Source organism: Thiomonas sp. (assembly GCF_054608695.1).
The window spans coordinates 1-27,000 of record NZ_JBTRXV010000018.1 but is presented as its reverse complement, the minus strand read 5'-3'; the positions used below and the strand labels follow the sequence as shown (position 1 = coordinate 27,000).

At 64.6% G+C, this 27,000-nt stretch carries 28 protein-coding genes; 7 read left to right on the top strand and 21 right to left on the bottom strand.

Annotation, left to right across the window (positions count from 1 at the left end; translation table 11 throughout):
• Positions 1 to 11 precede the first annotated feature (11 nt).
• The 10 genes from rpoE to ACYCUK_RS08750 all read right to left on the bottom strand — a co-directional run bounded on the left by rpoE (position 12) and on the right by ACYCUK_RS08750 (position 7,712).
• Positions 12 to 623 carry an RNA polymerase sigma factor RpoE gene (gene rpoE, locus ACYCUK_RS08795; protein ID WP_112485669.1) on the bottom strand — a complete coding sequence of 204 codons (612 nt, stop codon included), beginning with the start codon at positions 621 to 623 and terminating at the stop codon, positions 12 to 14.
• Positions 620 to 1,033 (bottom strand): hypothetical protein, encoded by a 414-nt coding sequence (locus ACYCUK_RS08790; RefSeq protein WP_461594412.1) that lies wholly within the window; start codon positions 1,031 to 1,033, stop codon positions 620 to 622. The genes rpoE and ACYCUK_RS08790 overlap by 4 nt, the downstream gene beginning before the upstream one ends.
• Before the next feature lie 18 nt (positions 1,034 to 1,051).
• Positions 1,052 to 2,287 (bottom strand): beta-ketoacyl-ACP synthase II, encoded by a 1,236-nt coding sequence (gene fabF / locus ACYCUK_RS08785; protein WP_461594411.1) that lies wholly within the window; start codon positions 2,285 to 2,287, stop codon positions 1,052 to 1,054.
• A 174-nt stretch (positions 2,288 to 2,461) separates the two neighbouring features.
• On the bottom strand, positions 2,462 to 2,701 hold the full coding sequence (acpP, locus tag ACYCUK_RS08780) for an acyl carrier protein (protein WP_031407857.1): 240 nt from the start codon (positions 2,699 to 2,701) through the stop codon (positions 2,462 to 2,464).
• Between the two features lie 60 nt (positions 2,702 to 2,761).
• Positions 2,762 to 3,511, bottom strand: coding sequence for a 3-oxoacyl-ACP reductase FabG (fabG, locus tag ACYCUK_RS08775; RefSeq protein ID WP_461594410.1), 750 nt, complete (start codon positions 3,509 to 3,511; stop codon positions 2,762 to 2,764).
• Positions 3,508 to 4,446 (bottom strand): ACP S-malonyltransferase, encoded by a 939-nt coding sequence (gene fabD, locus ACYCUK_RS08770; RefSeq protein WP_461594409.1) that lies wholly within the window; start codon positions 4,444 to 4,446, stop codon positions 3,508 to 3,510. The genes fabG and fabD overlap by 4 nt, the downstream gene beginning before the upstream one ends.
• Before the next feature lie 104 nt (positions 4,447 to 4,550).
• On the bottom strand, positions 4,551 to 5,528 hold the full coding sequence (locus ACYCUK_RS08765; RefSeq protein WP_461594408.1) for a beta-ketoacyl-ACP synthase III: 978 nt from the start codon (positions 5,526 to 5,528) through the stop codon (positions 4,551 to 4,553).
• A gap of 107 nt (positions 5,529 to 5,635) precedes the next feature.
• Positions 5,636 to 6,754 carry a phosphate acyltransferase PlsX gene (gene plsX, locus ACYCUK_RS08760; RefSeq protein WP_461594407.1) on the bottom strand — a complete coding sequence of 373 codons (1,119 nt, stop codon included), beginning with the start codon at positions 6,752 to 6,754 and terminating at the stop codon, positions 5,636 to 5,638.
• Positions 6,755 to 6,890: 136 nt separating this feature from the next.
• Positions 6,891 to 7,073, bottom strand: a complete 183-nt coding sequence (rpmF, locus tag ACYCUK_RS08755; RefSeq protein WP_112485663.1) for a 50S ribosomal protein L32 — start codon at positions 7,071 to 7,073, stop codon at positions 6,891 to 6,893.
• 60 nt (positions 7,074 to 7,133) lie between these two features.
• Entirely contained in the window at positions 7,134 to 7,712 is a 579-nt protein-coding gene (locus ACYCUK_RS08750; RefSeq protein ID WP_461594406.1) for a YceD family protein, read from the bottom strand.
• A gap of 165 nt (positions 7,713 to 7,877) precedes the next feature.
• On the opposite strand from ACYCUK_RS08750, the gene ACYCUK_RS08745 reads away from it, so the two are divergent.
• From ACYCUK_RS08745 to ACYCUK_RS08730, 4 genes are read left to right on the top strand one after another with little or no spacing between them, the layout of a single operon-like run.
• On the top strand, positions 7,878 to 8,354 hold the full coding sequence (locus tag ACYCUK_RS08745; protein ID WP_461594405.1) for a YeeE/YedE family protein: 477 nt from the start codon (positions 7,878 to 7,880) through the stop codon (positions 8,352 to 8,354).
• Position 8,355: 1 nt separating this feature from the next.
• Entirely contained in the window at positions 8,356 to 8,784 is a 429-nt protein-coding gene (locus ACYCUK_RS08740; protein WP_233224439.1) for a DUF6691 family protein, read from the top strand.
• Between the two features lie 2 nt (positions 8,785 to 8,786).
• Complete coding sequence (locus ACYCUK_RS08735; protein ID WP_461594404.1) at positions 8,787 to 9,407, top strand: Maf family nucleotide pyrophosphatase; 621 nt, start codon at positions 8,787 to 8,789, stop codon at positions 9,405 to 9,407.
• Positions 9,407 to 10,162 (top strand): SAM-dependent methyltransferase, encoded by a 756-nt coding sequence (locus ACYCUK_RS08730; protein ID WP_461594403.1) that lies wholly within the window; start codon positions 9,407 to 9,409, stop codon positions 10,160 to 10,162. The genes ACYCUK_RS08735 and ACYCUK_RS08730 overlap by 1 nt, the downstream gene beginning before the upstream one ends.
• A gap of 19 nt (positions 10,163 to 10,181) precedes the next feature.
• On the opposite strand, the gene ACYCUK_RS08725 is transcribed toward ACYCUK_RS08730, so the two are convergent.
• From ACYCUK_RS08725 to ACYCUK_RS08715, 3 genes are all read right to left on the bottom strand, one after another.
• On the bottom strand, positions 10,182 to 11,183 hold the full coding sequence (locus ACYCUK_RS08725) for a S49 family peptidase (RefSeq protein WP_461594402.1): 1,002 nt from the start codon (positions 11,181 to 11,183) through the stop codon (positions 10,182 to 10,184).
• Positions 11,184 to 11,271: 88 nt separating this feature from the next.
• Complete coding sequence (locus ACYCUK_RS08720; RefSeq protein ID WP_461594401.1) at positions 11,272 to 11,928, bottom strand: HAD family hydrolase; 657 nt, start codon at positions 11,926 to 11,928, stop codon at positions 11,272 to 11,274.
• A gap of 4 nt (positions 11,929 to 11,932) precedes the next feature.
• On the bottom strand, positions 11,933 to 12,943 hold the full coding sequence (locus ACYCUK_RS08715; RefSeq protein WP_461594400.1) for an RluA family pseudouridine synthase: 1,011 nt from the start codon (positions 12,941 to 12,943) through the stop codon (positions 11,933 to 11,935).
• Between the two features lie 655 nt (positions 12,944 to 13,598).
• Here ACYCUK_RS08715 and ACYCUK_RS08710 point away from each other — a divergent pair.
• Positions 13,599 to 16,739 (top strand): Rne/Rng family ribonuclease, encoded by a 3,141-nt coding sequence (locus tag ACYCUK_RS08710; protein WP_461594399.1) that lies wholly within the window; start codon positions 13,599 to 13,601, stop codon positions 16,737 to 16,739.
• A 79-nt stretch (positions 16,740 to 16,818) separates the two neighbouring features.
• Here ACYCUK_RS08710 and ACYCUK_RS08705 read toward each other — a convergent pair whose 3' ends face one another.
• Positions 16,819 to 17,727: an NAD-dependent epimerase/dehydratase family protein gene (locus ACYCUK_RS08705; RefSeq protein WP_461594398.1), complete on the bottom strand. Its 909-nt coding sequence runs from the start codon at positions 17,725 to 17,727 to the stop codon at positions 16,819 to 16,821.
• A 15-nt stretch (positions 17,728 to 17,742) separates the two neighbouring features.
• Here ACYCUK_RS08705 and ACYCUK_RS08700 point away from each other — a divergent pair, with 15 nt between their 5' ends.
• Positions 17,743 to 18,777: a CDP-6-deoxy-delta-3,4-glucoseen reductase gene (locus tag ACYCUK_RS08700; RefSeq protein WP_461594397.1), complete on the top strand. Its 1,035-nt coding sequence runs from the start codon at positions 17,743 to 17,745 to the stop codon at positions 18,775 to 18,777.
• A gap of 51 nt (positions 18,778 to 18,828) precedes the next feature.
• A complete protein-coding gene (locus ACYCUK_RS08695; RefSeq protein ID WP_461594396.1) occupies positions 18,829 to 19,161 on the top strand; it encodes an antibiotic biosynthesis monooxygenase family protein in 333 nt (110 codons plus the stop codon).
• A gap of 39 nt (positions 19,162 to 19,200) precedes the next feature.
• Here ACYCUK_RS08695 and ACYCUK_RS08690 read toward each other — a convergent pair whose 3' ends face one another.
• From ACYCUK_RS08690 to ACYCUK_RS08660, 7 genes are all read right to left on the bottom strand, one after another.
• Positions 19,201 to 19,950, bottom strand: a complete 750-nt coding sequence (locus tag ACYCUK_RS08690; protein ID WP_112488223.1) for an ABC transporter ATP-binding protein — start codon at positions 19,948 to 19,950, stop codon at positions 19,201 to 19,203.
• 16 nt (positions 19,951 to 19,966) lie between these two features.
• Positions 19,967 to 20,746 (bottom strand): ABC transporter ATP-binding protein, encoded by a 780-nt coding sequence (locus tag ACYCUK_RS08685; RefSeq protein WP_461594395.1) that lies wholly within the window; start codon positions 20,744 to 20,746, stop codon positions 19,967 to 19,969.
• Entirely contained in the window at positions 20,743 to 21,897 is a 1,155-nt protein-coding gene (locus ACYCUK_RS08680; RefSeq protein ID WP_461594394.1) for an ABC transporter permease subunit, read from the bottom strand. Before ACYCUK_RS08680 ends, ACYCUK_RS08685 begins: the two co-directional genes overlap by 4 nt.
• A 16-nt stretch (positions 21,898 to 21,913) precedes the next feature.
• Complete coding sequence (locus tag ACYCUK_RS08675) at positions 21,914 to 22,843, bottom strand: branched-chain amino acid ABC transporter permease (protein WP_112485651.1); 930 nt, start codon at positions 22,841 to 22,843, stop codon at positions 21,914 to 21,916.
• A 318-nt stretch (positions 22,844 to 23,161) separates the two neighbouring features.
• Positions 23,162 to 24,568: a replication-associated recombination protein A gene (locus ACYCUK_RS08670; RefSeq protein ID WP_461594393.1), complete on the bottom strand. Its 1,407-nt coding sequence runs from the start codon at positions 24,566 to 24,568 to the stop codon at positions 23,162 to 23,164.
• Between the two features lie 58 nt (positions 24,569 to 24,626).
• Positions 24,627 to 25,313, bottom strand: coding sequence for an outer membrane lipoprotein chaperone LolA (lolA, locus tag ACYCUK_RS08665; RefSeq protein WP_461594392.1), 687 nt, complete (start codon positions 25,311 to 25,313; stop codon positions 24,627 to 24,629).
• 20 nt (positions 25,314 to 25,333) lie between these two features.
• Positions 25,334 to 27,000 (bottom strand): DNA translocase FtsK (locus ACYCUK_RS08660; protein WP_461594391.1); only part of this gene is annotated, 1,667 nt, incomplete at its 5' end.

The window sequence follows — 27,000 nt, the reverse complement described above, 5'->3', positions numbered from 1 at the left end:
CTGCTCATGCCTCACCAACGCTCGCCTGATTTGGTGCCCAGCAAAGGGCGAAGCTGCCTGGCAATGGCCTCGCGCGCCCGGAAAATGCGCGAGCGCACGGTGCCGACCGGGCAACTCATGGCCTGCGCAATATCCTCGTAACTCAGGCCTTCGATTTCGCGCAAGGCGATGGCTGTGCGCAAATCTTCCGGCAAGGCATCCATGGCAGCATTGACTGTTCTGGCAATTTCCCGGCTCGCCAACACGGCTTCCGGGGTTTCCATGTCGCTTAGTTGCTCGCCGGAAACAAAAGTTTCGCCATCGTCAGAAATGGTGGATGACTCGCGGATGACGGGGTCGCGCGCGCTGTCGGCAATGGCTTTCTTCGCCGTATTGACGGCAATGCGATAAAGCCAGGTGTAGAACTGGCTGTCGCCACGGAACTGGCCGATGGCGCGGTAGGCGCGCAGAAAGGTCTCTTGCGACACATCTTCGGCCAAGGCCGAGTCGCGGATGAAGCGTGAGATGAGCCGGAAAATGCGGCGCTGGTATTTGGCCACCAGCAACTCGAAGGCTTTCTGGTCGCCAGCCTGAACTCGCTGGACCAGCAACTGATCGGGCGTCGGCTCCACGAGAGCTGTCACAACGCCAGCCGGGTCCGTAGCTCTCGCCAGGCAGTCGGGGAAATGTCGGATGACACGGGAAGCACCACACGACCCTGCGCGCTCATCCCCAACACCAGGAGTTGGCCGGGCAGGCTCAAGCCTCGAACTTCGGCAAGATCCCGCTGCTGGCTACCTTGCAGCAATTTCCAGCCGCTGGCGCCGTGTACCAAGGTGAACGCACGCGTTTTCCAGTAGGGAAATTGGGCCGCCAGCACCAGAAGGAATACTGCCAGGGACAAGCCGCCCATGACTCCAACCTCACTATGCCCACGCCATTGCCAGACATTCCAGACAGCGGCCAGCGCGACAGCGAGATCGAACCCAGTGAGCAGTGCATGCCAGCGGGCGAAGCGCTCCACATGGAGCTGAAATTGTGCTGTAGCCTTCATGGCGGAGCTTGGCCGGAATCAGACGCGGCGGAAGACGAGCGAGCCGTTGGTTCCGCCGAAGCCGAAGTTGTTCTTGAGCGCGTATTCGATCGGCATCTGGCGTGCCGTGTTGGCGCAGTAGTCCAGGTCGCAGTCTGGATCCGGCGTCTGCAAGTTGATGGTGGGTGGTGAGATTTGGTGGTGCAGTGCCAAGACTGTGAACAACGACTCCAAACCACCAGCGCCACCCAGCAAGTGCCCGGTCATCGACTTGGTGGAATTGACCACGAGCTTGTGGGCATGGACGCCGAACGCTGCCTTGATGGCATCGGTCTCGTTCTTGTCGCCAAGCGGAGTGGATGTGCCATGCGCGTTGAGGTATTGCACCTGATCCACGGCAATCTCGGCATTGCGCATGGCGGCCAACATGCATTGGCGCGGCCCGTCGACATTGGGCGCAGTGATGTGGTGCGCATCGCCGCTCATGCCGAAGCCGACGAGCTCGGCATAGATCTTGGCGCCGCGCTGGGTGGCGTGTTCCCAGGCTTCGAGCACCATGACGCCGGCGCCCTCACCGAGGACGAAACCGTCACGGTCTTTGTCCCAGGGGCGGCTGGCCGCGGTGGGGTCGTCATTGCGCGTGGACAGAGCCCGGGCCGAAGCGAAGCCGCCGATTCCCAAGGGACAGACGGTGGCTTCGGAGCCGCCCGCCACCATGGCATCGGCATCGCCACCCTCGATGAGTCGTGCGGCCAGGCCGATGGCATGCAAGCCGGTGGTGCAGGCCGTGACCACGGAAAGATTGGGGCCCCTGAATCCATATTCGATGGACACATGGCCGGAAATCATGTTGATGATGGAAGCCGGGACGAAAAACGGCGAAATGCGCCGCGCGCCTCGGTCGATGAAATCTTGGTGAGTCTGCTCGATCATGGGCAGACCGCCGATACCCGAGCCCACCAAGACGCCGACACGCTCGGGGTCCAGGCCGGCATCGACCAAGCCGCTGTCGCGCACGGCCTGCATGGAGGCCGCCACGCCATAGTGGATGAAGGTGTCCATATGGCGCGCTTCCTTCACCGGGATGTAGGTGCCGACGTCGAAGTCGCGCACCTCGCCGGCGATTTGCGCCGAGAACGTCGAGGCGTCGAACTTGGTGATGCGCCCGATGCCGGACTTGCCGGCAACCAGATTGCCCCAGGCGACTTCAACCGTGTTGCCAATTGGAGAGATGGCGCCCAGGCCGGTAATGGCGATACGTCGACGCAGACTCATGGGGAAAGGGGTCGCAAGGCGGAATCAGGAATCGGAAGTGCTGGCAGCCGTGGCGGCTGCACAGCCGTGAAAGCTCAGGCCGCGAATTTAGGCCTCAAATTTCGGTGCGACTCGCAAGCAAACGCAAGAGCCAGCCGCGACGGGTACGGCAGAACGCCGAGTCGAACGGACTGCTCAGGCTTTGTGGTGTTGCTTGGCGTAGTCAACGGCTAATTGCACGGTGGTGATTTTTTCGGCGTCTTCATCGGGGATCTCGATGCCGAATTCATCTTCCAGCGCCATCACGAGTTCCACGGTGTCGAGCGAGTCAGCGCCCAGGTCGTTGACGAAGGATTTCTCATTCGTGACCTGATCTTCAGCCACCCCGAGTTGCTCGGCAATAATTTTTTTGACGCGCTGTTCAATATCACTCATGTAATTCTCCAGAAAAAAGGCAATCGAATTCTAGCAATCCGGATGACGGCATCCAGGGATTCAAATCATGTACATACCGCCATTCACGTGCAACTCGGCACCCGTGATGTAACCGGCAAGCGGGCTGGCCAGGAAGCCTACCGCATGGGCGATGTCTTCGGGTTGACCGAGCCGGCCCAGCGGAATGCGCGCCAGCAGGGCCTGCGAAGCAGCCGCGCCCAATCCGCGCGTCATATCGGTGTCGATGAAGCCGGGCGCCACACAGTTGACGGTGATGTTGCGGCTTCCCAGTTCCTGCGCCAGGGCGCGGGTCATGCCAGCGACGCCAGCCTTGGCGGCGGCATAGTTGGCCTGACCCGGATTGCCCGATGCGCCCACCACCGAAGTGATGCTGATGATCCGTCCGGCACGCTGTTTCATCATCGGCCGGATGGCGGCGCGCGACAGGCGGAATACGGAACTGAGATTGGTGTCGATGACCGCAGCCCAGTCGTCGTCCTTCATGCGCAAAGCCAGGGTATCGCGGGTGATGCCGGCGTTGTTGACCAAAACATGCAGGCCGCCCTTGTCGCGCACCAGGCGGTCGATCAAGGCTGCGCCAGCTTCGGCGTCATTCACATCGAGCACCACGCCCTCGCCACCGGCCCCCAGCGCTTCGGCAATGCGTTGTGCGCCGGCTTCGCTGGTGGCGGTGCCGACGACATAAGCCCCCTGCCGCAGCAGTTCGGCGGCGATCGCCTGGCCGATGCCGCGCGTGGCGCCCGTGACCAAGGCAATCTGGCCGGCCAGAGTGGATGGTTGAGTCGTCATGCCAAAGCCTCCTTGATGCTGTGTGCGCTGCTTGCGTCGGTCAGGGCATGGCTGCCCAGATTGGGATCGATGCGGCGTGTCAGACCGGCCAGCACCTTGCCAGGCCCGCATTCCACGATGTCGGCGCAGCCTGCAAGTGCCAGGGCCTGGACACATTCCACCCAGCGTACAGCGCCGCTGGCCTGGGCCGCCAGCGCCTGGCGGATGGCCTGCGGCTCAAGGTGCTGGGCCACATCCACGTTATGCACCACGGGCACTGCAGGACTTCGGACCGGCACCTGTTCCAGGTATGCGGCAAGCCGATCCGCCGCCGGCTTGAGCAAGGTGCTGTGGAAAGGGGCCGACACCGCCAGCGGCAGCGCACGCTTGGCGCCACGCGACTTCAAAAGTGTGCAGGCCAGATCGACCGCCGCCTTGGTGCCGGCAATGACCACCTGCCCGGGCGCGTTGAAGTTCACCGCCTCCACCACTTCTCCGCTTTGCGACGTCGCGTCGCTGCAGACCTCGCGCACCGCAGCATCGTCCAGACCCAGCACAGCAGCCATGCCGCCACTGCCCACGGGAACCGCCTCCTGCATCGCCTGGGCACGAAAGCGCACCAGGGGCAGGGCATCGGCAAAGGCCAGTGAGCCAGCGGCGACCAGCGCCGTGTACTCGCCCAGACTATGGCCCGCCATGGCCTGTGGCATGGCACCGCCCTCGGCCAGCCACAAGCGCCAGAGGGCGATGCCGGCCGTCAGCATGACCGGCTGGGTGTTGGCGGTGAGATTGAGTTGCTCGGCGGGCCCTTGTGCAATGAGCGCGGCCATGTCCTGGTGCAGCGCGTCGTTCGCCTCTTGCAGAGTCTGGCGCACCGCCGGATGCTCGGCACATGCATCGAGCATGCCCACGGCCTGGGAGCCTTGACCGGGGAAAACAACAGCGAAGGGTTTCATGAATGGTGTGGCGAATCGGCAATCGGGTTGTGTCGGGTTGATGCAGCCAAGGGGGCACAGCCAGGGCTGGCGTGCAAGACGGCCAGCGCCTGGCGGCGAGTTCCTCAGTAATCCAGGAGCGCGGCGCCCCAGGTCAAACCACCGCCCACGGCTTCAAGCAACAGGGTGTCGCCTCGCTGGATGCTGCCGGCACGCACGGCAACGTCCAAGGCCAGCGGGATGGAGGCCGCCGAGGTGTTGCCGTGCTCCGCCACGGTCTGCACCACTTTTTCGGCAGGCAGCCCCAATTTTTTCGCCGTGTGCAACATGATGCGGATATTGGCTTGATGCGGCACCATCCAGTCGATGTCCTGCGGCGTGCGGCCGGACTTCGTCAGCACCTCGCGTGCCACATCTTCCAGCACATGCACGGCCTGCTTGAACACAGCCTGGCCGTCCATCTTGAGATAGGGGTGGCCCGCCACTTCGCCCCCGGAAACCCGGCCGGGTGTGCACAGAATGCCGGCCTTGCGGCCATCGGCGTGCAAGGCCGACGCCAGCAGCCCAGGCTCCTCGCTGGCGGCCAGCACGACCGCGCCGGCACCGTCGCCAAACAGCACACAGGTGGTGCGATCCTTGAAATCGAGAATTCGCGAAAACACTTCGGTACCGATGACCAGGGCATGGCGGGCCATGCCGCCGCGCACGAATTGGTCGGCCACAGCCAGGGCATAGACAAAGCCGGCACACACGGCTTGCACGTCGAACGCCGCGCCACCCGGCACGCCGAGGCGACCCTGGATGAGCGCCGCATTCGACGGAAAAATCATGTCCGGCGTGGAGGTGGCGACGATGATCAGGTCGACGTCGGCAGGCGTCAGTCCTGCGGCATCGAGCGCATGGCGTGCCGCCTGCTCACCCAGATCCACGCTGGAGGTTGCCGGGTCGGCGAAATGGCGGAAGCGGATGCCGGTGCGCTCGACGATCCAGGTATCGCTGGTCTCGACGCCGTCACGCGCCAGTTGCGCAGCGAGTTGCGCGTTGCTGACGCGATTCGGCGGCAGGTGGCTGCCAGTGCCGATGATGCGGGAATAGCGCGACATAGGTGCAGATTCTTGGAAATGAGAAGTGCCGTGATTCGATCATCGGAGGGACGCAAACTGGGGAACTGCACGGGCCATGAGCGCGTCGGGTCCCAGCCCGCTGCCCTTCAATGCCCGTTCGCCATGATCTGCGGGTGTGAAGTTTGCGCCGGAGCTGCAGCTTCGTCTGGAAGGGATGGGGCAACGGCCGGATCAGGCGCGGTGGCCTGCGTGTGCAGCACGGCCACGATGCGCTCGATTTCCTGGACCACCTGCCAGACCGCCGCCTCGTGCGCTCGCTCCAGCGCTTGTTGAAACGAGAACGCATCGGCCGAGCCGTGGCTCTTCACCACCAAGCCGCGCAAACCCAGCAGCGCGGCGCCGTTGTAGCGCCGAGGATCCACCCGTTTGCGGAAATGTTTGAGCACCGGCATGGCGGCGAAGGCCATGAGCTTGGTCAGCGGCGTGCGGGTGAATTCCTCGCGAATCATGCCTGTCAGCATCTGTGCCAATCCTTCGGAGGCCTTGAGTGCCACATTCCCCACGAACCCATCGCAAACCACGATGTCGGCCGTGCCCTTGAAGATGTCGTTGCCTTCGACATTGCCGAAGAAATTCAGGCGGCCCTCGGCATGCGCCCCGCGCAGCAACTCGCCGGCCTGCTTGATCATCTCGTTGCCCTTGAGGACCTCCTCGCCAATGTTCAGCAGTCCCACCCGCGGGTTGGGATGTCCGCCAGCTGAGGCGAATGCCGTGCCCATGACGGCGAACTGCAACAGATGCTCGGCCTCGCAATCCACATTGGCGCCCAGGTCCAGCATCAGGGTGCCGGTGCCCCGGGCATTGGGCAAATAAGTGGCAATGGCCGGGCGGTCGATGCCGGGCAAGGTTTTGAGCACATAACGCGCCACGGCCATGAGGGCACCCGTGTTGCCCGAGGACACGCAGGCATGCGCCGAGCCATCCTTGACCAACTCGAGGGCGCGACGCATGGACGAGTCTTTCTTGCGGCGCAGCGCCACCTCGACCGAATCATCCATCGTGACCACTTCGGTCGCCGGCACCACTTGTGCGCGTGGGTGATCGGCCAGGCCATGCTGGCGCAGACCGGCCTGCATGGCCTCGAGCTGACCGACCAGCAGAACGCGGCTCTGCGGATGCAGGTCGAGCAGAGCTCGGCAGGCAGGCAGGGTGGCGGACGGCCCGTGGTCGCCGCCCATTACATCGACGGCCAGACTAGCGGTCATGGGCTGCATGCAATGGAAAGGAAGCGCGAACTCCGGCGAGGCCGGCTCGGGCCGGCCGGATCAGTTCAGGCAGCACCGAATGCGCGTACGCTGGGCAAACACGATTGCATCAAAGCAACCGCGATCGGGCAAACATTCACGCTTCGGACTTGGTCTTGACGACCTGGCGCCCACGGTAAAAGCCGTTCGGGCTGATGTGGTGACGCAGATGCACTTCACCCGTGGTCGGTTCGACCGCAACCGGCGGTTGCTCCAGATGCTGGTGCGAGCGATGCATGCCGCGCTTGGACGGCGATTTCTTGTTCTGCTGTACGGCCATGGTGCTACCCCGTGCGAAAAATCGAAAGATTGTACACGTCCAGCCGCCGAGGCCGGACGGCTATTTGCCCTTTTTGAGACTGGCCAGGGCCGCGAACGGCGACGCGCGGGCGGGTAAATCAACCGGCTGGGCCTCCAGCCCTGCCACCACGATGGGCTGGGGGCAAACCTCGTGCATGGGCACCAGCGGTAGCGCGAGCAGCATCTGGTCTTCCACCATGGCTTGTATGTCGACCGCCACTCGCACGCACAGTGCTTCGTCCTCGGCTTCCAGTTCCTCTTGCGTGAGTCCGGGCTCCTGCTCCACCAAACGGAACAGCACCTTGTCCTGCACCCGTTGCAATGCTGGCTGCAAGCAGCGCTGGCACAACAGAGGCAATACGGCGGAGACCTTCAACTCGATCATGGGCTGCACGTCCCCACCGGGTCGTGCATGCGTGTAGCCGCGCACACGCCAGTCCACCTGACCCGTTTGAACCGCCGCATGTCCAGCAACGAGGGCGGAAAGCAGACGCGTCAGGTCACGCAAGGCCAACTGTCCTTGCTCGGTGCGCTGTTCGCGCGCGAGTTCGTGCAAATTCAAGCGCAGCACAGGCAATTGACTGAGGTGATCCACGGGCTCATCGGGCTTGTTTTCCATCATTGAATCAGTGTAGTTGCGCATACCTTCGCTTACGCATTTGCCGCGGCAATACTCCTAAACTGGACAATCCAAGCCTTGCATTGGAGACGTGGCGGCCGATTGAAAAACCTGCTGCGATCCCTGGTGGGAAGGGCAAAACGTTGAATTCGAGGACGCGAGGACATGGATTGGATTGCACAATGGTTTCCCCAAGGATGGGTTCATTTTTTAGGAGGCGGCATTGCCATCGGCCTGGGTGTCAGCCTGCTGTTCCTCTTGACCGGTTTCGTCGGTGGAGCCAGTACCACCTATAGCGCCGTGTGGTCGTATTTCAGCAAATGGCCGCATTTCCAGCATCCCAAATTCGTCATCACCCGCAACTGGCGTCTGGTCTACGCCCTGGGCATGATTGTGGGTGCCGTCGTCTTCACCTTCGCTGTGAACCATGGCGAGGGTTTCGTCACCCATGTACCTGCCTGGCAACTTCTGGCCGGCGGGGTGGTTGGCGGCTTCGGCGCGCGCATGGGCGGCGGTTGCACTTCGGGCCATGGCATCTGCGGCCTGGGATCGTTGCAGCTGCCCTCGCTCTTGGCCGTGCTCACCTTCCTCGTCACTGCCGTGGGCACGGCGCACATCGTGCGCGCGTTCGGGGGGTTCTGACATGACGAAGCATGTGCGCCCCGTTCCCGTGCTGTTGTCGGCGTTACTTGCCGGTGGTCTGTTCGGCTTCGGCCTGGCCTGGTCCACCATGGTCAAGCCCGAGGCCATCCTCCAGTTCTTGCTGTTGCAGAACATGGGCCTGCTGCTGGTGATGGGCGGTGCTGCCCTCACGGTGATGCTGGCCTATCGTCTCATCCCCAAACTGATGCGCACTCCGGTGTTCGGCCTGGGCTGGGGCGTGCATCCATCGCACCTGAATGCGCGCACCATCGTCGGCTCGGCCTTGTTCGGCGTGGGCTGGGGGTTGAGCGGTGTCTGTCCAGGCCCGGCAATTGCCGGTCTGGGGGTCGGAAACTGGCCGCTGCTCTACGTCATCGTCGGCATCCTGATCGGTGCGTGGATCGAAGGTCGGTTTTTCGAGAAGGCTTGAAGATGTCATCAGCCAAGCAGGCCGACTCTCGTTTGCCAGCGCCTCTCGTTTTGGCGTCCACTTCGGCTTACCGGCGCGCACTGCTTGAGCGCCTGCGCCTGCCCTTCACGGTGCAGAGTCCACAGACGGATGAAACACCACGGCCGGGCGAGGCACCGCTTGCACTGGCTCTGCGGCTCGCCGAAGCCAAGGCAAGGGCCGTGGCTTCGGCCGCGCCAGGCAGCTGGGTGATCGGCTCGGACCAGGTCTGCACCTGCGAGGGCCGCATTCTGGGCAAGCCCGGACATCACGCCGCGGCCGTTGGGCAACTGCAAATGCTGCGCGGTCGAAACTCCGTGTTTCATACCGCGCTGGCACTGGTGGCGCCAGACGGCGGCGTGCAAGTGCGCGAAGTCCCGACCACGGTGCGCATGCGTGCGCTGACCGATGCGCAGATCGAGGCCTATTTACTGGCCGAGCAACCGTACGACTGCGCCGGCAGCGCCAAGTCCGAAGCGCTGGGCATCGCGCTGATGGAGTCCATCCACAGCGATGACCCGACCGCCCTGGTCGGCCTGCCGCTCATCGCTTTGTGCGACATGCTGCTTTCCAGTGGCTACCCCCTGCTGCGGCCGGCACCTTGATGCCAACCCCGTCCAAGCCCAAAGGCCGCTTGCTGCTGGTTCCCACGCCGCTTGCTGAAGTCACACTGACGCCGCTGTCCGACGTCCTGCCTCAGGCCAGCATTGCCGCAGCTGCCGTGCTGCAGCATTGGGTCGTGGAAAACGCCAAGACCGCGCGCGCCTTCCTCGGTGCCGTGAACGCCGTGCAGCCGCTACGCATTCCACTGCAACAACATGGCATGGCGGTGCTGCCCAAACATGCCAAGCTGGACGCTGCCGCAGCTCGCGCTCTGCTGCATCCGGCACTCGATGGCATGGACATGGGCTTGATGTCCGAAGCCGGCGCCCCCTGCGTGGCCGACCCCGGGGCACTGGTGGTGGCGGCGGCGCACGACCTCGGCATCGAAGTGGTACCTCTGGTCGGACCCAGCAGTTTGCTGCTGGGTCTCATGGCCAGTGGGCTCGATGGCCAGCGCTTTGCGTTTCATGGTTATTTGCCAGTGGAAGCCGAAGCGCGCAAGCAGCAAATCCAGATGTTTGAACGTGAGAGCGCGCTGCGCCGCCAAACCCAGCTGTTCATCGAAACGCCGTATCGCAACGCGGCTTTGTTGCAGGCCCTGATCCAGACGCTGCAACCGGCAACGAAGCTCACCGTCGCAAGCCAACTGACCGCACCGGACGCCCGCGTGCGTACCCGCAGCGTGGCGCAGTGGCGCGAAGATCCCGGCCAGGTGCCGGAGAAGGTTCCGGCGCTATTCGGTTTTCTGGCGGGTTGAGCCGAGGAGGCTACGCGCCTCAGTGCAATGACCAGGTGCTGCTGTTGAGCATTTCGTGGGCAGCGCCCATGCCGAGGGAGGCGCCGAAGCGCTTGGCCAGGCGGTCGACCACGTTTTCGCGGCGCGTGTAGTCCACCAGGTTCTTTTGGTGCACCACGTCGCGCGCCACGCTGTCGGTGTCGCCATAACCATCGGCCAGACCCTGCTGCACGGCGGACTCACCCGTCCACACCAGGCCCGAGAAGGTCTGGTCGTTGATTTTCAGACGCTTGCCACGGCCTTTTTCCACGGCGGCGATGAACTGCTGGTGGATCTGCTTCAGCATGGACAGGGCATAAGCCTTCTGGTTTTCGGGCATGGGCGAGAACGGATCCATGAAGCCCTTGTTGTCGCCAGCAGCGAGCAGGCGGCGGGTCACGCCCAGTTTGTCCAGCAGGCCCGAAAGGCCGAAGCCCTCCATCAGCACGCCGATCGAGCCCACCAGGCTGGCCGGGTTGACGTAAATCTTGTTGGTCGCCACCGCGATGTAGTAAGCCGCCGAGGCGCAGACCTCGTCGCACACCGCATAGATGGGGATGTTCTTGTGCTTGGCACGCAAGCGCCAGATCTGATCGTTGATCTGGCTGGCCTGCACCGGGCTGCCGCCGGGGCTGTTGATGCGCAGAATCACGGCCTTGGTGTCCGGGTCGTCGAAAGCGTCTTGCAACGAGGCGTTGATGTTGTCGGCGCTGGCAACGGAGGATGCCGATATGTCGCCGTTCAACTCCACCAGTGCGGTGTGCGGTCCGGTGGCCGGGCCGCTCCCGCGCTCGGACAGATAGCCGCCGACAAAGATGGCGAGCAGCAAGCCGAGAAAGGCCAGGCGGAAGAAGATGGACCAGCGCCGGGCGCGGCGCTTTTCGCTCACGACCTCCATCACGAGTTTTTCAAGCACGCCGCGCTCCCAGGAGGGAGGCGCGTTGCGAGTCGGCTCGCCGAGGCCGGGTTCTCGCGGGGTGTCGTTGGAGTTGGCGTCGTTCATAGGCAAAGGCTGTCAAGGTAGTCAAGCAGGTGTCGCCGGGCGGTTGGCAGGATAGCAGCGGGGTTGGTCACTCGCGCCGGCAACTGGCTCAGACGCCCAGCAGAAAACGCTGCAACGCCGGCACCGAATCGGCGAGGAATACCGGCTGCAGGTCGGCAAGCTGCTGCGCATCGTGTGCGCCATAGGCCACGCCCACGGCGGCAGTGCCGGCGTTGCGAGCCATGAGCAGGTCGTGCGTGGTGTCGCCGATCATGAGGGTGCTCCCTGGCGCGTCATCCAGTTCCTGCATGATTTCCAGCAGCATGGCCGGGTGCGGTTTGGATGCGGTTTCGTCAGCCGTGCGCGTGGTGTCGAACAGGCCACGCAGGTCGGCGTGATCCAGCGCGCGGTCGAGCCCGACGCGCGACTTGCCGGTCGCGACGGCGAGACTGTGGCCTGCGGCCTTGAGCGCGAGCAGCATGTCGAGCGCGCCGGGAAACAAGGTCAGATCGTTATCGTGCGCAAAATAATGCCGGCGGTAGACCTGCGACAGTTTGTCGTAGTCACGCGGGTCCAGCGTCGGGGCGGCATGGCGCAGCGCATCGCCCAGGCCGAGGCCGATGACATAGGAGGCATCGACATCGCTGGGCACGGGCAAGCCGAGATCGCGGCATGCCGCCTGAATGGATTGGGTGATGACTGCGGTGGAATCCATCAGGGTCCCGTCCCAGTCGAACACCAGCAGCTTGTAAGGGTTGGGCATCACGGTTTCAGTTCTTGCCAACGGCTGGGCATAGCCGGCCCAGACGCTCGAGCCAGCGCGCATCTTCATCCGGCCAGTCGGCCTCGAGCAGCAGCGACTCGCCGCTATGCGGGTGGGATAGGGCCAGGTGCGCTGCGTGCAGGAACATGCGGGCATTGCGCGGCAAGCCGGGCACGACCTCGCCACGCGCCAGCAGGCGATTGAGCGCCTCGTTGCCGTATTTTTCATCACCGGCCACCGGGTAGCCCTGGCTTTGCAGATGCACCCGGATCTGGTGCGTGCGCCCGGTATGGATGCGCGCCTCGATCAAGGTCAGGCCCGCCACACCGGTCTGTGCGGCAATGTCTGCAGACCAGGGGTAACGCCGAACCGGACGGAACTGGCTGCGCGCCGCCTGGCCTTCGTCAGCCGTGGCGATGCACACCCGGCGCTCGCCGCTGGGGGTGAGATATTTGTGCAGGGGTTTGCTCACCGTCACCGCATCGCCCTGCCACAACCCGACCACCAAGGCGAAATAGCGTTTGTCGGCCTCGCGCTCGCGCAAGCTGGCATGCAAGGTGGTGAGGGCGCTGCGCTTCTTGGCCAGCAGCAGCACGCCGGAGGTATCGCGGTCAAGCCGGTGCACGAGTTCGAGATAACGCTCTTGCTGAGAGGCACGCATGGATTCGATCACGCCGAAACTCAGGCCGGAACCGCCATGCACGGCCACACCCGTCGGCTTGTTGATGGCCAGCAGCCAGGCATCCTCGTGCAGGATGGGGTACTGACGCGCCGGGGCCGCGGGCGCGGCTTGCGCCATGCGCACCGGGGGCACGCGCACCTGATCGGAACCAGCGAGTTTTTGCGAAACTTCCGCCCGCGCCCCATTCACCCGCACCTCGCCAGAGCGCACGATGCGGTAGATATGGCTGCGGGGAACCCCCTTGAGCACGCGGGCCAGGAAGTTATCCAGCCTTTGGCCGGCGCCGGATTCGCCCACTGGGAGCAAGGTGGCGGCAGCAGGACTGGGACGGTGCATATAATTGGGATGCGAAGCGCGTGCTAACAGAGGCTGGCTGAGTGGAAAATTGTTCGTCTTAATCTGCCGCAGGTTGTGAATCCAAGAAGTCATTCGCAACTGGCAACGATCGGCATTTTAGTTCGGCAACCGTGCAGCCCTCGTGGAGTTCACATAGGGCTGCCCCGCCAACAGAACCGGACTCTGTGCACCGCTGAAGTCCGCAAATCCGGGCTGTCCAGGCCGATTCGGTCGGCCGGCAAACCTTAGGAATAGCGCAGGACGAGCAAGCTCGTAGCTGAACGAACAGAATGCCCCACGACCCGGCCCAGGTGCCGCGGTTCTCGACAAAACGAAATCTTCCGTATCCATCTTGACCCACCATCGCTTCCCCCCGTGTCACGCACTTGCGGCAGGCTCTGCCCGCCGCGCTGCGCGGGCTGGGAACTGGCTGGCCGATGGCACGACTCCAGCCCGCCCAAGCCCAGGCATGCCCCCATGCGCTGGGGCAGGTGGCTGCGCCTCCACGAGGCCTTTGTCCTGAAGCCGGCGACGAGGTGACTCGTCGCTGCGCGGTCATTCTCCACTTCGGCATCGAGCCTGCTGCGCGAGTCGGGTCGCATCGACCCTGGTGCAATCACGCAGCCCGCCTCATGGGCGGGATGGAGACATTGAAATGAAACGCATGTTGTTCAACGCGACGCAGGCCGAAGAGCTGCGCGTCGCCATCGTCGAAGGCCAGAAGCTGCTCGACATCGACATCGAGCAGGTTGGTCGCGAGCAGCGCAAGGGTAATGTTTACAGCGCCGTCGTCACCCGCGTCGAACCCTCGCTCGAAGCCTGCTTCGTCGATTACGGCGAGGAGCGTCACGGCTTCCTGCCGTTCAAGGAAATTTCCCGCCGCTACTTCAAGGAAGGCGTGTCGCCATCGCAGGCGCGCATTCAGGATGTGATCCGCGAAGGCCAGGAATTGCTGGTGCAGGTGGAGAAAGAAGAACGCGGCAACAAGGGCGCGGCACTCACCACCTACGTCTCGCTGGCCGGGCGTTATCTGGTGCTGATGCCGAACAACCCGCGCGGCGGCGGCGTGAGCCGGCGCATCGAGGGCGAAGACCGCCAGGAACTGCGCGAGACGATGGAGCAGTTGCAGCATCCGGACGGCATGAGCCTGATTGCGCGCACCGCCGGCATCGGCCGCGGCGCCGAGGAGTTGCAGTGGGACTTGAACTACCTGCTCAAGCTGTGGACGGCCATCGAGGACGCGAGCACGACGCAGAAGGGCGCCTTCCTGATTTACCAGGAGTCGTCGCTGGTCATCCGCGCGATTCGCGACTACTTCACCAGCGACATCGGCGAAATCCTGATCGACACGCAGGACGTGTTCGAGCAGGCGCACCAGTTCATGGCGCATGTGATGCCCGACAACGTGAGCCGGGTCAAGCGCTACCGCGACGATCTGCCGCTGTTCTCGCGCTTCCAGATCGAGCACCAGATCGAGACCGCGTATTCGCGCACGGTGAACCTGCCATCGGGAGGCGCCATTGTCATCGACCACACCGAGGCGCTGGTGGCGGTGGACGTCAACTCCGCGCGCTCCACCCGCGGCAGCGCGATCGAGGACACCGCCCTGCGCACCAACCTGGAAGCAGCCGAGGAAATCGCACGGCAAATGCGTCTGCGCGATCTGGGCGGGCTCATCGTCATGGACTTCATCGACATGGACGAGCCGAAGAACCAGCGCGCCGTGGAAGACCGCCTGCGTGACAGCCTGCGGCAAGACCGCGCCCGCGTGCAAACCAGCAAGATCTCCAAGTTCGGCCTGCTCGAAGTCTCGCGTCAGCGCCTGCGCCCTGCCCTTTCGGAAGGCGCTTATGTCACCTGCCCCCGTTGCAATGGCACCGGACATATCCGCGACACCGAATCCAGCGCGCTGCAAATCCTGCGCATCATCCAGGAAGAGGCGATGAAGGAAGGCACGGCCGCGGTGCATGTGCAGGTGCCGGTGGAAGTGGCCTCGTTCCTGCTCAACGAGAAGCGTGCCGAGATCACCAAGATCGAACTGCGCCAGCGCGTCTCGGTGCTGCTGGCGCCGAACAAGCAGCTGGAAACCCCGAACTACAAGCTCGAGCGTCTCAAGCACGACGATCCGCGCCTGGAAAATCTGCCGGCCAGCTACCGCATGGCCGAGGAATTCGAGCAGGAAACCACCATCCTGCGCAGCGAGAAGGACGAGCGTCCGCGCCAGGAAGCCCTGGTTCGTGGCATCACTCCCGAAGGTCCGGCGCCCATGCCCGTGGCCGCTTCACCGGTGCAGGCCACTAGCGCCGCTTCGCCTGCGGCAAACAAGCCCCAGACGGCAACGACGGCGCCTCCCAGTGGTGGTTTCTTCGGCTGGCTACGCAAAGTTTTTGCCGGTGATGATGAAACATCCACGGCCTCACCGCCTGCTGTCGCGCCCGCCCCTGCGGCCGCCAGCAAGGCCGGCAGCGCGGACTCGACTGGTCGCAATGGCAACGCTCGCAACAACCGCGGACGTGGCCGCGACGGCAACCGCCAGGGCCAAGCGGCCAAGAGTGGCGCGGAACGCCCGCAGCGCGAGAACGGCGCACAGGCTGAAGGCCGCCGCCAAGGTTCAGGCAGTGGCCAGAACGCGACCACAAACACGGGCAGTGCTGGACGTTCGGGCCGCTCCGAGCGCCCTGAGCGTGGCGAACGCCACGCAGGTGCCGAGGCCAATGCCCAAGCCCCTGCCAAGGATGTGAAGCCGACGCAGCCAGGCAGCGAAGCGACCGTGCCACGTGCAGAACGTGCAGAACGTGGGGAGCGCCAGGAGCGTGGCTTGCGCAATGGCCGTCAGCAACGCCCCGCGCAGGCGCTCGAAGGTGCGGAAGAAACCTGGGAAAGCTTTGGCCTGAAGCTGCCGGAGAGTGATTCTGGTGCCCAGGGGCAAACCAGTACGGGTGCTGAACCCATGACGGCCAAGCCGCTAGCGATGGGGAGCACGGCAACCCCAGCGCAAGCCGAAGGTTTGACCGACGCGAATGAAGCACCGGCCCAGGATGACGCCGAATCGAGCGATCCGGCCAAACGCGGCCGCGGGCGCCGTCGTCGCGGTGGTCGCGGTGGTCGTGGACGCGATGCGGTGGCCGGAGATGCGGCAACTGGCGACGCCGGCGATGCAGTTGATGGCGCGTCGACGGCTGCGGCAACGACTTCTGCTGTTGCTGCAGGCGCCGAACAAGCTCAGCCTGTGATGCAAGTGCGCAGCGAACCCGCTGCCGCTGCTCCTGTCGCAAGCCAGACCGTGAACATCGCCGCCGTCTCGGCTGCAGCGCGCGACGACGCGCCGCAGCCGGAGGTGCATTCCTTCGCCGCACCACAGCCCTTGCCCGCCGAAGCCGCGCCCGCAGAAATCGCGCAGACAGCGAGCATCGAGCCTGTGGCTGTTGCCGTTGCGGCGCATGCCGAACCGCTGGAAGCGAAGCAAGTCGCCGCGCCTCTTCAGCCGGCATCCATGAGCACGCATGAGCAAGCACGTGCAAGTGCGCCGGCGGCTGGGCATGCCGACTCACTGCCCGCGTTGTTGCCGGTTCAAGACTTGCAATCCGTGGTCCAGGCCGCCGGCTTGCAATGGGTGCAATCGGACCCCGCTCGGGTCGAGCAGGCCCAACGTGCCATGCGCAGAATCCCTGCGCCTGCCCATGCGCCGCGGGTGCGCAAGCCCAAAGCCATGCAGGACGAAGGCCCCTTGTTGCTGGTGGAAACGCGCAAGCAACTGCCAAGCCTGCAGATTCCGGAGAACGGCCCCGGGCATTGAACGACGGGGCTGGCTGCGGCTGCAAAACGGACAGGTCTTCCTGTCCGTTTTTTTGTCCGCCATTCAGCCGCAGGGTTGCTCAGTGGCCCGACTGCAAGCCCAGCTCCACGTCCGGATAGCGCAGCACAACACCGAGTTCGCTCAGCAAGCGCGTGTTGTCCAGCAGACGTGACTCGGCCATGAAACTCAAGGCCATGGGCGACAGGCCGCTGGCCTGGGCCTGTTCGCGAGCGACGCGCGCGGGAGCGGGCAAGCCGTAGAGCCGGGCAGCGAGGTCGAGGTAGTCGCCCATCTTGATGCGGCTGCTGTCGCTGGCGTGATAGACGCGGTTGGGCGCGGCGCGAAACAAGGCCAGCAGCGTGATGCGGGCGAGGTCGTCGGCGTGAATGTGGTTGGTGTAGACGTCGTCTTCGACGCGCAGCGCCGGCAGGCCCTGGCGCAGGCGCTGCGCCGGGGAGCGGTGCCGGCTGTCATAGATGCCGGGGATGCGCAGAATGCCCAGGCGAACATGCCGAGCGCGCCCGAGACGGCGCCAATGCGCCTCGGCAGCGATGCGGCGGCGCGCGCGGCCGGTCTGCGGATGAGGCGGCCGCGTTTCCGTCACCTCGGCGCCAGCACAATCGCCATACACGCCGGAGGTGCTGGCATAGACCACGCGCAGCGGCCGGCCGGGACCTGCACCTATCATGCCTCTGCGCAAAACAGCGGCGAGCCGGGCGGATCGCGCATCGTCCACCCCAGCGGCGGGCGGTGGTGCGAGCATGGCCACCCAATGCGCCAGCCCGGCCAGGCGCCACAAACTGTCGGCATCATCCAGATTGCCGAGCAAGGGCACGATGCCAGCCTGGCGCAAAGTTTGCATGCGCTCCGGGCTGGAGGTGAGCGCGATGACGCGAAAGCGTGGCTGCGCCAGCGCCGCCAGGCGCAGCCCGATGTCGCCACAGCCGACGATGAGCAATCCGGGTTTACGAAACTGACGCATCAACATGGAAACCTGTCTGTCATGAGCTTTGAAGTGAGCGTATTGCCGAGCCAACACCGGTTCGACGTGAACGAAGGCGAAACCGTCCTGGCTGCCGCCATTCGCCAAGGCGTTGGCCTGCCCTACGGCTGCCAGGACGGTGCCTGCGGCTCGTGCAAATGCCAATGGATTTCGGGTGAGTTCGAACTCGGCGTGCACCAGCTCAAGGCCCTGAGCGAAGCCGAGCGCGCCGCGGGCTTCATTCTCGCCTGCCGCACCCAACCGCGCAGCAATCTGGTGATTCAAAGCCACGAGCTGCCTGCCGCAGGCATGTTCGCTGTCAAGAAAATGCCCTGCCGCGTCATCAGCATCGAACGGCCCGCAGCCGATGTTGCACTCATCCGCCTGCAGCTTCCAGCCAATGACCGTTTCGACTACCACGCCGGTCAGTATGTGCGGTTCATCTTGCGTGACGGCAGCCGCCGCAGCTACTCCATGGCCAATGCACCGGCTGGCGAAAAACAGATCGAACTGCACCTGCGCCACATGCCCGGCGGCAAGTTCACCGACCATGTGTTCGGCGCCATGAAGGACAAGGAAATCCTGCGCATGGAAGGCCCGTTCGGCAGCTTTTACCTGCGTGAGGAGAGCGACAAACCCATGGTGCTGCTGGCCTCGGGCACGGGCTTCGCGCCGATCAAGGCCATCATCGAAGACCTGCGCGCCAAGGGTCATACGCGTCCCGCGGTGCTCTACTGGGGCTGCCGCAGCAAGGCCGATTTGTACCTGCATGCCTGGGCACAAGAGCAAGCCGCGGCCCTGCCCTGGCTGCGCTATGTACCGGTGCTGTCGGAGCCGAAACCCGAGGATGCATGGAGCGGCCCCACCGGCTTCGTCCACCGCCAAGTCATGGCCGATTTGCCGGATTTGTCCGGCCACGAGGTCTACGCCTGCGGTGCCCCCATCATGGTGGAATCGGCCAGGGCGGATTTCACGACGCGATGCTTCCTGCCGGAAGACGCCTTCTTCGCCGACGCCTTCACCTCCGAGGCCGACAAGGCGGGGCCCGCGGCCTGAGGCTGAATCGCCGGTCGTGCCCGACGCCACCACCTGTCGCAACGCCCATCCGTGTATTCATCGACCTTCATCTTCGCCAAGAGGCAGTTCGACGCGGCGTTTCACCGCCTCGACCAGGCCATTGCCGCAGCGGCCCGAGACCTTCCCGGCTACCTCGGCGAGGAATCGTGGGAGAACCCGAGCACGGGTTGGACCTCGAACGTCTACTACTGGGAGACGCTCGAAGCCCTGCAGGCGCTGATGCGGCATCCCCTGCATCTCGAGGCCAAGGCCGCGCAGGCGAATTGGCTCGACGGCTACCAGGTCATCATCGCCAAGGTCCTGCGCGCTTATGGCGACGACAAGCTTGACCATCCAGCGCAAGGATCGCGCCTGCTCCCATAGCCGGGGAGCAGAACGAGCCGCGCTGGGCGACGAGCGGCTTCACTCGCCCAGGTAAGCCGCCCTCACCCGGGGGTCGTGCAGCAGTTCCTGCGCCGTGCCGGTCATGGTGACGGTGCCGGAGTCCATGACGTAGCCACGCTGCGCCAGTTCCAGCGCGCGCTTGGCGTTCTGCTCGACCAGCAGGATGGTGACGCCCTGCTTGGCGATGTCGGCCACGACCTCGAAGATCTTGTCGACCATGATGGGCGACAAGCCCATGGACGGCTCGTCCAGCAGCAGAAGCTTCGGCTGGCACATCAGCGCACGGCCCATGGCCAGCATCTGCTGCTCGCCGCCGGACATGGTGCCAGCGAGTTGGTCGCGCCGTTCCTTCAGGCGCGGAAAGATGCCGAAGACGCGGTCGATATCCGCCTCGATGCCTTTCTTGTCGCTGCGGATATAGGCCCCCATCAACAGGTTTTCCCGGATGGTCATGCGACTGAACACACCGCGCCCCTCCGGCACCATCGCCAGACCCATGCGCACCAGATCGAACGAGCCCTTGCCCTTGACCTCGTGGGTGGCGTAGGTGATGCTGCCGTCGGTGATGGGCTGCATGCCGGTGATGGCTTTGAGCGTGGTGGTCTTGCCCGCGCCATTGGCGCCGATCAGGCTCACCAGTTCTCCCTGACGGACTTCAAAGTCGATGCCCTTGACGGCCTGGATGCCGCCGTAAGCCACCTTCAGACCCTTGACCTGCAGAAGTGCTTCTTTCGAGCTGAGTTCGCCCGCGCCTTGCTTCAAATCCATGTGCGCTGCACTCATCTCAATGGCCTCCCGTGCCGAGATACGCTTCAATCACCTTGGGGTCTTTTTGCACATCGGCCGGAACCCCCTCGGCGATGGTTTTGCCGTAGTCCAGCACCGTCACGCGGTCGCACAAGCCCATCACCAGTTTCACGTCGTGCTCGATCAGCAGAATGGTGCGGCCGTCGCCACGGATGGTGGACAGCAGATTGCGCAACTGCACCTTCTCGGTGGCGTTCATGCCGGCGGCGGGTTCGTCCAGCGCCAGCAGCTTGGGGTCGGTGGCCAGGGCGCGGGCGATTTCCAGCCGGCGCTGGTCGCCATACGACAGGGTGCGGGCGCGAAAGTCGGCGTAGTGCCCGATGCCGACGTACTGCAGCAGTTCGTAGGCACGCTCACGGATACCGTGCTCCTCGTCCTTGAAGCGGCGGGTGCGGAACACCGCGCCGAGCAGTGCGCTCTTGGTGCGCACGTGGCGTCCGACCATGACGTTTTCCAGTGCCGTCATGTCCGGGAACAGGCGGATGTTCTGGAAGGTGCGGGCAATGCCTTCGCGCGCGACCTGATGCACCGCCTGCGGCCGGTAGGGCTTGGCGTCGAGCGAGAACTCGCCGCTATCGGGCGTGTACATGCCGGTGATGACGTTGAAGAAGGTGGTCTTGCCGGCGCCGTTGGGACCGATGAGGCCATAGATCTGGCCGCGACGGATTTCGATGCCGACATCCGACAGCGCCTGCAAGCCGCCGAAGCGCTTGGAAGCGCCGGCCACCTTGAGGGTGATGGGTTCCGTGGAGTTCATCGTGCACCCTCCTTGGCCACCGCCGGAGCTGCATTGCCAGCCTTGCTCTGCCCAAGCGCCAAGGCGGCCATGCCCTTGCCGTGCTCGGGCGCCGGCCACAGGCCCTTGGGCCGAACCAGCATCACCAGAATCATGGCCATCGAGTAGATGAGCTGGCGCAGGATGCCGGTGTCGACATACACATGGTTGAAGGCATGCTGCTGCCAATCCGAGATGAAGCCGGTGTAGCGCAACGCTTCGGGCAGCACCGACAGCAGGATGGCGCCGAGGATGACGCCCGGAATATTGCCCATGCCGCCGATGACCACCATCGCCAGCACGTTGATGGACTCCATCAGCGAGAACGACTCGGGCGAGACGAAGCCCTGGAACGCCGCGAACATCACGCCGGCCACGCCGCCGAAGGTGGCGCCCATCGAGAACGCCAGCAGCTTCATGTTGCGGGTGTTGATGCCCATGGCCTTGGCGGCGATTTCGTCTTCGCGCATGGCCATCCAGGCGCGGCCGATGCGCGAATCCTGCAAGCGGTAGCAGATGATGACCGTGAGCGTGACCAAGGCCAGGAACAGCCAGTAATACTGGGTGACCGAGGTGATGGTGTAGCTGCCGATATTGATGTTGCGGTTCAGGTCCCAGCCGAACATGCGCACCCCGTGGATGCCCGAGATGCCCTGCGGCCCGTTGGTGATGTTCACCGGGGCGTTCAGGTTGTTCATGAAAATGCGGATGATCTCGCCAAATCCCAGGGTGACGATGGCCAGGTAGTCGCCGCGCAGCTTGAGCACCGGGGTGCCGAGGATGATGCCGAAGGTTGCGGCCAGGCCGGCTCCGAACGGAATGATGAGCCAGATCGACACATTGAAGCCGTTGGGGAACATCGCCCCCAGGGCATCGAAGTTGCTGGTGAGCTGGTTCGACGACAGCAGGGCGAAGGAATACGCCCCCACCGCGTAGAACGCGATATAGCCCAGGTCGAGCAGGCCGGCGAGGCCCACGACGATGTTCAGCCCCAGGGCCAGCATGATGTAGAGCAGGGCGAAGGCGGCGATGCGCACCCAGGCGTCGCCCACGATCTGCAGCCCCAGGGGCATGGCCAGCAGCAGCACGGCAGCGAGCAGAAAACCGATCAGATGGGTTTGTTTGTTCAGCATGATGGTGTCTCCTGCATCAGGCGCGGTCGGCCACGCGCTCACCGAGCAAGCCTTGCGGCCGCAGCGTCAGCACGAGGATGAGCACAATGAAAGCGAAGATGTCCTGGTAGTTGCTACCGAACATGCCGCCGGTGAGCGTGCCGATGTAGCCCGCGCCCAGCACTTCGATCACACCCAGCAGAACCCCCCCGAGCATGGCGCCGGTGAGGTTGCCGATGCCGCCGAGCACGGCAGCGGTGAAGGCTTTCAAACCCGGCGTGAAGCCCATGTAGAAATTCGCCGTGGAGAAGTTGGCGTACCACATCACCCCGGCAATGGCCGCCAACATGGCACCAATGACAAAGGCGGCGGAAATCACCAGATTCGGATTGACCCCCATGAGCGCGGCCACACGCGGGTTCTCAGCCGTGGCGCGCATGGCCCTGCCGAGTTTGGTCCTGTGGATCAGATAGGTCAGGCCCAGCAGCAGCACGGTGGTGAGCACCAGGATCATGACCTGCACCGGCGTGATGACCACGCCGTGGATGTTGATGATCTTGGATGGCAGCAGGCTGGGAAAGACCTTGTAGTCACGCCCCCAGATCACCATGGCCAGGGTTTCGAGCAGGATGGACATGCCGATGGCCGTGACCAGCGGCGCCAGCTTGGGGGCGTTGCGCAATCGTCGGTAGGCCAGGCGCTCGATGAAATAGTTGAGGATGCCGCAGACGATCATCGCCACCACGGTGGCGATGACAACCGTGAGCCAACCGGGCAGGCCGGGGGCGATGTGGGCGAGCAGGAGAAACATGCTGTAGGCGGTCAGCGCCCCCACCATCATCACGTCGCCATGGGCGAAGTTGATGAGGTTGACGATGCCGTAGACCATGGTGTAGCCCAGCGCGATGAGGGCGTACATGCTGCCCAGCACGAGGCCGTTGACGATTTGTTGTAGAAAAGTTTCCATCCCGAGGTGTCCTTATGGGTTCAGGGTCTTGCAGAGTCCGGCCTCGCCACTGGGCCTTATGGGCCAGTGGCGACGGACTGGATTGAGCAGCGCTTGCAAGTTTCGTGCTCGAAAAGCGCTCGCGAACACGGCGGCGCCGGAACAAGCGCAAGAGGGCAGTGCGTGGTGTGAGCCTGCGGGCGAGGATGCCCAGGCATGGTGTTGCGTCTCCTTTGGCGACGCCAGTTTGGTGCGGCATCGCCTACGTTGTTGTCTGTATGGCGCGAAATAATAACCACAGGCAGGGCGCACCGGCCACGGCGAGCTTCAGGTTGAGCTTCAGGTCCTGGGGGTTGGCGACTTCGCGCCCGACTCGCGATGCGCCGGCTCTTCCGCGCTGGCGGCGGTCCGGGCCTGGCGATTGAGGCGCTGCAACTCGGCCATGCGCTCGGCGATGCGCGCCTCCTGGCCGCGGTCGGTGGGGCGGTACAGCCGCGCCTCCGGCAGGCCTTCGGGGAAGTAGCGCTCACCCGCGGCAAAGGCGCCGGCCTCGTCGTGCGCGTAGCGGTAGCCCTCGGATGCGCCGATCTGCTTCATCAGTTTCGTGGGCGCATTGCGCAGATGCATGGGCACCGGTGCCGTGCCGTGTTCGCGCACGAAACGCCGCGCCTCACCCGCGGCACGGTAGACCGCGTTGGACTTGGGCGCGATGGCGAGATAGAGCACCGCCTGCACCAGGGCGAGTTCGCCTTCGGGGCTGCCCAGACGCTCGAAAGCGGCCACGGCGTCGAGCGTGTGGCCGAGCGCGCGCGGGTCGGCGAGGCCGATGTCCTCGCTCGCCATGCGAATGAGCCTGCGGCCGATGTACAAGGGATCGACGCCGCCGTCGAGCATGCGGGCCATCCAGTACAAGGCGGCGTCAGGGTCGCTGCCGCGCACGGATTTATGCAACGCCGAGATCACGTCGTAGAACTGGTCGCCGCCTTTGTCGTAGCGCCGCAAGGACTCGGTGAGCGCCGCTTCCAGCAGGGCCAGATCGATGGTGTCGCGCGCGCCACCTTGGGCCGCCGCCGCCACCGCCTCCACCGCGTTGAACAGGCGGCGGGCGTCGCCGTCGGCATGCGCCGCGAGCAAGGCCAGCGCGTCGGGTTCGATGCGCAAGCCGCCGCTGGCCGCGAGGCCGCGCTCGGCCAGGGCCTGCAATTCCTCGCCCGACAGCGACTGCAGCACATAGACGGTGGCACGCGAGAGCAAGGCGCTGTTGACCTCGAACGATGGGTTCTCGGTGGTGGCGCCGATGAACGTGAACAGCCCTGACTCGACATGCGGCAGGAAAGCGTCCTGCTGGCTCTTGTTGAAGCGGTGCACCTCGTCGACGAACACCAGCGTGGGGCGGCCGTTGGCGCGTGCTGCTTCTGCCTGCAGCACGGCTTCGCGAATCTCCTTCACGCCCGCCAGCACGGCGGAGATGGCGATGAAATGCGCATCGAACTGTTTGGCGATCAGCCGCGCCAGCGTGGTTTTGCCCACCCCGGGAGGACCCCACAGGATCATGGAATGCAGGCGGCGCGTGTCGAACGCCAGGCGCAGCGGCTTGCCGGGGCCGAGCAAATGCGCCTGGCCAACCACGTCGGCCAGGGTGCGCGGGCGCAGCCGCTCGGCCAAGGGGATGACCGTGCCGTTGCGCGCGGCGTCGGGGCCAGGCTCGGCCGGCTCGGGGTCAAACAGGCTGGGGGTTTGCGACATGGCGGGCGTTGCCGAGATCCGGTCGAGCAAGGGCTGCGCGGTTGCAGCGTGCGGCAGCTCAGGGCTGCTGGATCACCGAGGCGCCCTGCGGCGCCTTGAAATGAAAACGGCCCGCTGGAAACGCCACATTGCGCTGCGTGTCGATGAACACGATGGTGGAGGTGCGGCGGAAGGCGTCGCGCAATTGCATCTCCACCAGCTCCGGGCCTTGCGGGGTGGACTTGAGGCCAATGCGCACCCAGTCGAAGGAGCTGTCCTTGCTGCGAGGCACGGCCTGCACCCACTGCAGGCCTGAGGTGCTCGGCAAGGGGCTGAGGGTGAAGAGCTTGCTCACGTCTTCGCCAGCCAGCAGGGCGGCAGGCGTGCCCGACAGCGCGCGCGATTGCGCACTGACCGTGACCTGATCGAGGTCGTGGTCGTAGGTCCAGATGGTCTGGCCGTCGCTGACGATGTCCTGGTGATAAGGCTTGGTGTAGCTCCAGCGGAATTTGCCCGGGCGCTCGAACTCGAAGCTGCCCCCCGAGGGGGCGCTGGCCTTGCCCTTTTCGTCCACCACGGTCTGGGTAAAGCGGGCGCGCGCGCTGTGGGTGGACTTGACCCACAGGTTGAGCAGCGCCGCACCGGCGGCGGGCTTGGCGGGAGCGTTGACCGCGGTCTGCGCCTGGACAGGCACGTATGGACCGAAAGCCAAGGCTGGGAGCAAAACGGGCAACAGCGCCGCGGCAAACTTGCATCGCGCAATCATTCAGGCAACTCCATCAGGATTCAGGATTCGGCACGCGCGGGCACCAGGATGTCGCGGTTGCCGTTGGTCGACAGGGGCGAGACCAGACCGGCCTTCTCCATCTGGTCCAGCAAACGGGCCGAGCGGTTGTAGCCGATGCGCAGGTGCCGCTGCACCAGAGAAATGGACGCCTTGCGACTTTGCAGCACGATTTGTACCGCCTGGTCGTACAGCGGGTCGGCCTCGGCATCGCTGCCGCTGGCGCCGTCGAAGCTGCCTTCGGCGCCATCCTCGCCAGACTCGGGTTCGAGCAGGCCGGGCACATAGTCGGGCTCGCCCTGGGCCTTGAGTCGCTCCACCACGCGATGCACCTCGGCATCGCTGACGAAGGCGCCATGCACGCGCTGCGGCACGCCTGAGCCCGGCGGCAGGTAGAGCATGTCGCCCATGCCGAGCAGACTCTCGGCGCCCATCTGGTCGAGGATGGTGCGGGAGTCGATCTTGCTCGACACCTGGAAGGCCATGCGGGTCGGGATGTTGGCCTTGATCAGGCCGGTGATCACGTCGACGCTGGGGCGCTGCGTGGCGAGAATCAGGTGGATGCCGGCGGCGCGCGCCTTCTGCGCCAGGCGGGCGATGAGCTCTTCGATCTTCTTGCCCACCACCATCATCAAATCGGCCAGCTCGTCGATGATGACCACGATATAGGGCATGTGCTGCAGCGGCTCGGGGTTCTCGGGCGTGAGCGACAGCGGGTTGGGCACATGCTCGCCGCGCTGGGCAGCCTCGGCAATGCGCGTGTTGTAGCTCGCCAGGTTGCGCACCCCCAGCTTGCTCATCACCTTGTAGCGCCGCTCCATCTCGCCCACGCACCACGAGAGCGCGTGCGCTGCCTGCTTCATGTCGGTCACCACCGGCGCCAGCAGATGCGGAATGCCCTCGTAGACGCTGAGCTCCAGCATCTTGGGGTCGATCATGATCATGCGCACCTGCTTGGCCTCGGCCTTGTAGAGCAGGCCCAGGATCATGGCGTTGATGCCGACCGACTTGCCCGAGCCGGTGGTGCCGGCCACCAGCAGATGCGGCATCTTGCCCAGGTCCGTGACGACCGGGTTGCCGACGATGTCCTTGCCCAGGCCCATGCTGAGCATGGACGGCGCATCGTTGTACACCTGGGAGCCGAGAATTTCGGCCAGGCGGATGGTCTGGCGCTTGGCGTTGGGCAATTCCAGCGCCATGGTGTTCTTGCCTGGAATGGTTTCCACCACACGAATGCTCACCAGCGACAGCGCCCGTGCCAGGTCGCGCGACAAGCCCACCACTTGCGAGCCCTTCACGCCCGGCTCGGGCTCCACTTCATAGCGCGTGATGACCGGGCCTGGCGACGCCGCCACCACCCGCACCGAGACGCCGAAGTCCTTGAGTTTTTTCTCGATCAGGCGCGACGTGAACTCCAGGGTTTCGGCGCCGATGGGGTCTTTCTGCGTATTGCCATGGTCCAGCAAGTCCAGCGTCGGCAGGCCGGACGTCGGCATGTCCTGGAACAAGGGCTTTTGCTTCTCGCGCTGCACCCGCGGCGATTGTGGCACCTGCGCCAGCGGCGGCTCGATGTACACCGGCGCGAACACCTCCTCGGCCTCACGCGCCTGCTCGCTCACCATATCGGCCTCGCGCTCCTGCAAGGCCTGGGCGCCGGCATGCCGATCCT

Excerpts from the sequence above, each read along its gene's own strand:
- ACYCUK_RS08790 (WP_461594412.1), bottom strand. The coding sequence starts at position 1,033 with ATGAAGGCTACAGCACAATTTCAGCTCCATGTGGAGCGCTTCGCCCGC.
- fabF (WP_461594411.1), bottom strand. The coding sequence starts at position 2,287 with ATGAGTCTGCGTCGACGTATCGCCATTACCGGCCTGGGCGCCATCTCT.
- acpP (WP_031407857.1), bottom strand. The coding sequence starts at position 2,701 with ATGAGTGATATTGAACAGCGCGTCAAAAAAATTATTGCCGAGCAACTC.
- fabG (WP_461594410.1), bottom strand. The coding sequence starts at position 3,511 with ATGACGACTCAACCATCCACTCTGGCCGGCCAGATTGCCTTGGTCACG.
- fabD (WP_461594409.1), bottom strand. The coding sequence starts at position 4,446 with ATGAAACCCTTCGCTGTTGTTTTCCCCGGTCAAGGCTCCCAGGCCGTG.
- ACYCUK_RS08765 (WP_461594408.1), bottom strand. The coding sequence starts at position 5,528 with ATGTCGCGCTATTCCCGCATCATCGGCACTGGCAGCCACCTGCCGCCG.
- plsX (WP_461594407.1), bottom strand. The coding sequence starts at position 6,754 with ATGACCGCTAGTCTGGCCGTCGATGTAATGGGCGGCGACCACGGGCCG.
- rpmF (WP_112485663.1), bottom strand. The coding sequence starts at position 7,073 with ATGGCCGTACAGCAGAACAAGAAATCGCCGTCCAAGCGCGGCATGCAT.
- ACYCUK_RS08750 (WP_461594406.1), bottom strand. The coding sequence starts at position 7,712 with ATGGAAAACAAGCCCGATGAGCCCGTGGATCACCTCAGTCAATTGCCT.
- ACYCUK_RS08745 (WP_461594405.1), top strand. The coding sequence starts at position 7,878 with ATGGATTGGATTGCACAATGGTTTCCCCAAGGATGGGTTCATTTTTTA.
- ACYCUK_RS08740 (WP_233224439.1), top strand. The coding sequence starts at position 8,356 with ATGACGAAGCATGTGCGCCCCGTTCCCGTGCTGTTGTCGGCGTTACTT.
- ACYCUK_RS08735 (WP_461594404.1), top strand. The coding sequence starts at position 8,787 with ATGTCATCAGCCAAGCAGGCCGACTCTCGTTTGCCAGCGCCTCTCGTT.
- ACYCUK_RS08730 (WP_461594403.1), top strand. The coding sequence starts at position 9,407 with ATGCCAACCCCGTCCAAGCCCAAAGGCCGCTTGCTGCTGGTTCCCACG.
- ACYCUK_RS08725 (WP_461594402.1), bottom strand. The coding sequence starts at position 11,183 with ATGAACGACGCCAACTCCAACGACACCCCGCGAGAACCCGGCCTCGGC.
- ACYCUK_RS08715 (WP_461594400.1), bottom strand. The coding sequence starts at position 12,943 with ATGCACCGTCCCAGTCCTGCTGCCGCCACCTTGCTCCCAGTGGGCGAA.
- ACYCUK_RS08710 (WP_461594399.1), top strand. The coding sequence starts at position 13,599 with ATGAAACGCATGTTGTTCAACGCGACGCAGGCCGAAGAGCTGCGCGTC.
- ACYCUK_RS08705 (WP_461594398.1), bottom strand. The coding sequence starts at position 17,727 with ATGTTGATGCGTCAGTTTCGTAAACCCGGATTGCTCATCGTCGGCTGT.
- ACYCUK_RS08700 (WP_461594397.1), top strand. The coding sequence starts at position 17,743 with ATGAGCTTTGAAGTGAGCGTATTGCCGAGCCAACACCGGTTCGACGTG.
- ACYCUK_RS08690 (WP_112488223.1), bottom strand. The coding sequence starts at position 19,950 with ATGGATTTGAAGCAAGGCGCGGGCGAACTCAGCTCGAAAGAAGCACTT.
- ACYCUK_RS08685 (WP_461594395.1), bottom strand. The coding sequence starts at position 20,746 with ATGAACTCCACGGAACCCATCACCCTCAAGGTGGCCGGCGCTTCCAAG.
- ACYCUK_RS08680 (WP_461594394.1), bottom strand. The coding sequence starts at position 21,897 with ATGCTGAACAAACAAACCCATCTGATCGGTTTTCTGCTCGCTGCCGTG.
- ACYCUK_RS08675 (WP_112485651.1), bottom strand. The coding sequence starts at position 22,843 with ATGGAAACTTTTCTACAACAAATCGTCAACGGCCTCGTGCTGGGCAGC.
- ACYCUK_RS08670 (WP_461594393.1), bottom strand. The coding sequence starts at position 24,568 with ATGTCGCAAACCCCCAGCCTGTTTGACCCCGAGCCGGCCGAGCCTGGC.
- lolA (WP_461594392.1), bottom strand. The coding sequence starts at position 25,313 with ATGATTGCGCGATGCAAGTTTGCCGCGGCGCTGTTGCCCGTTTTGCTC.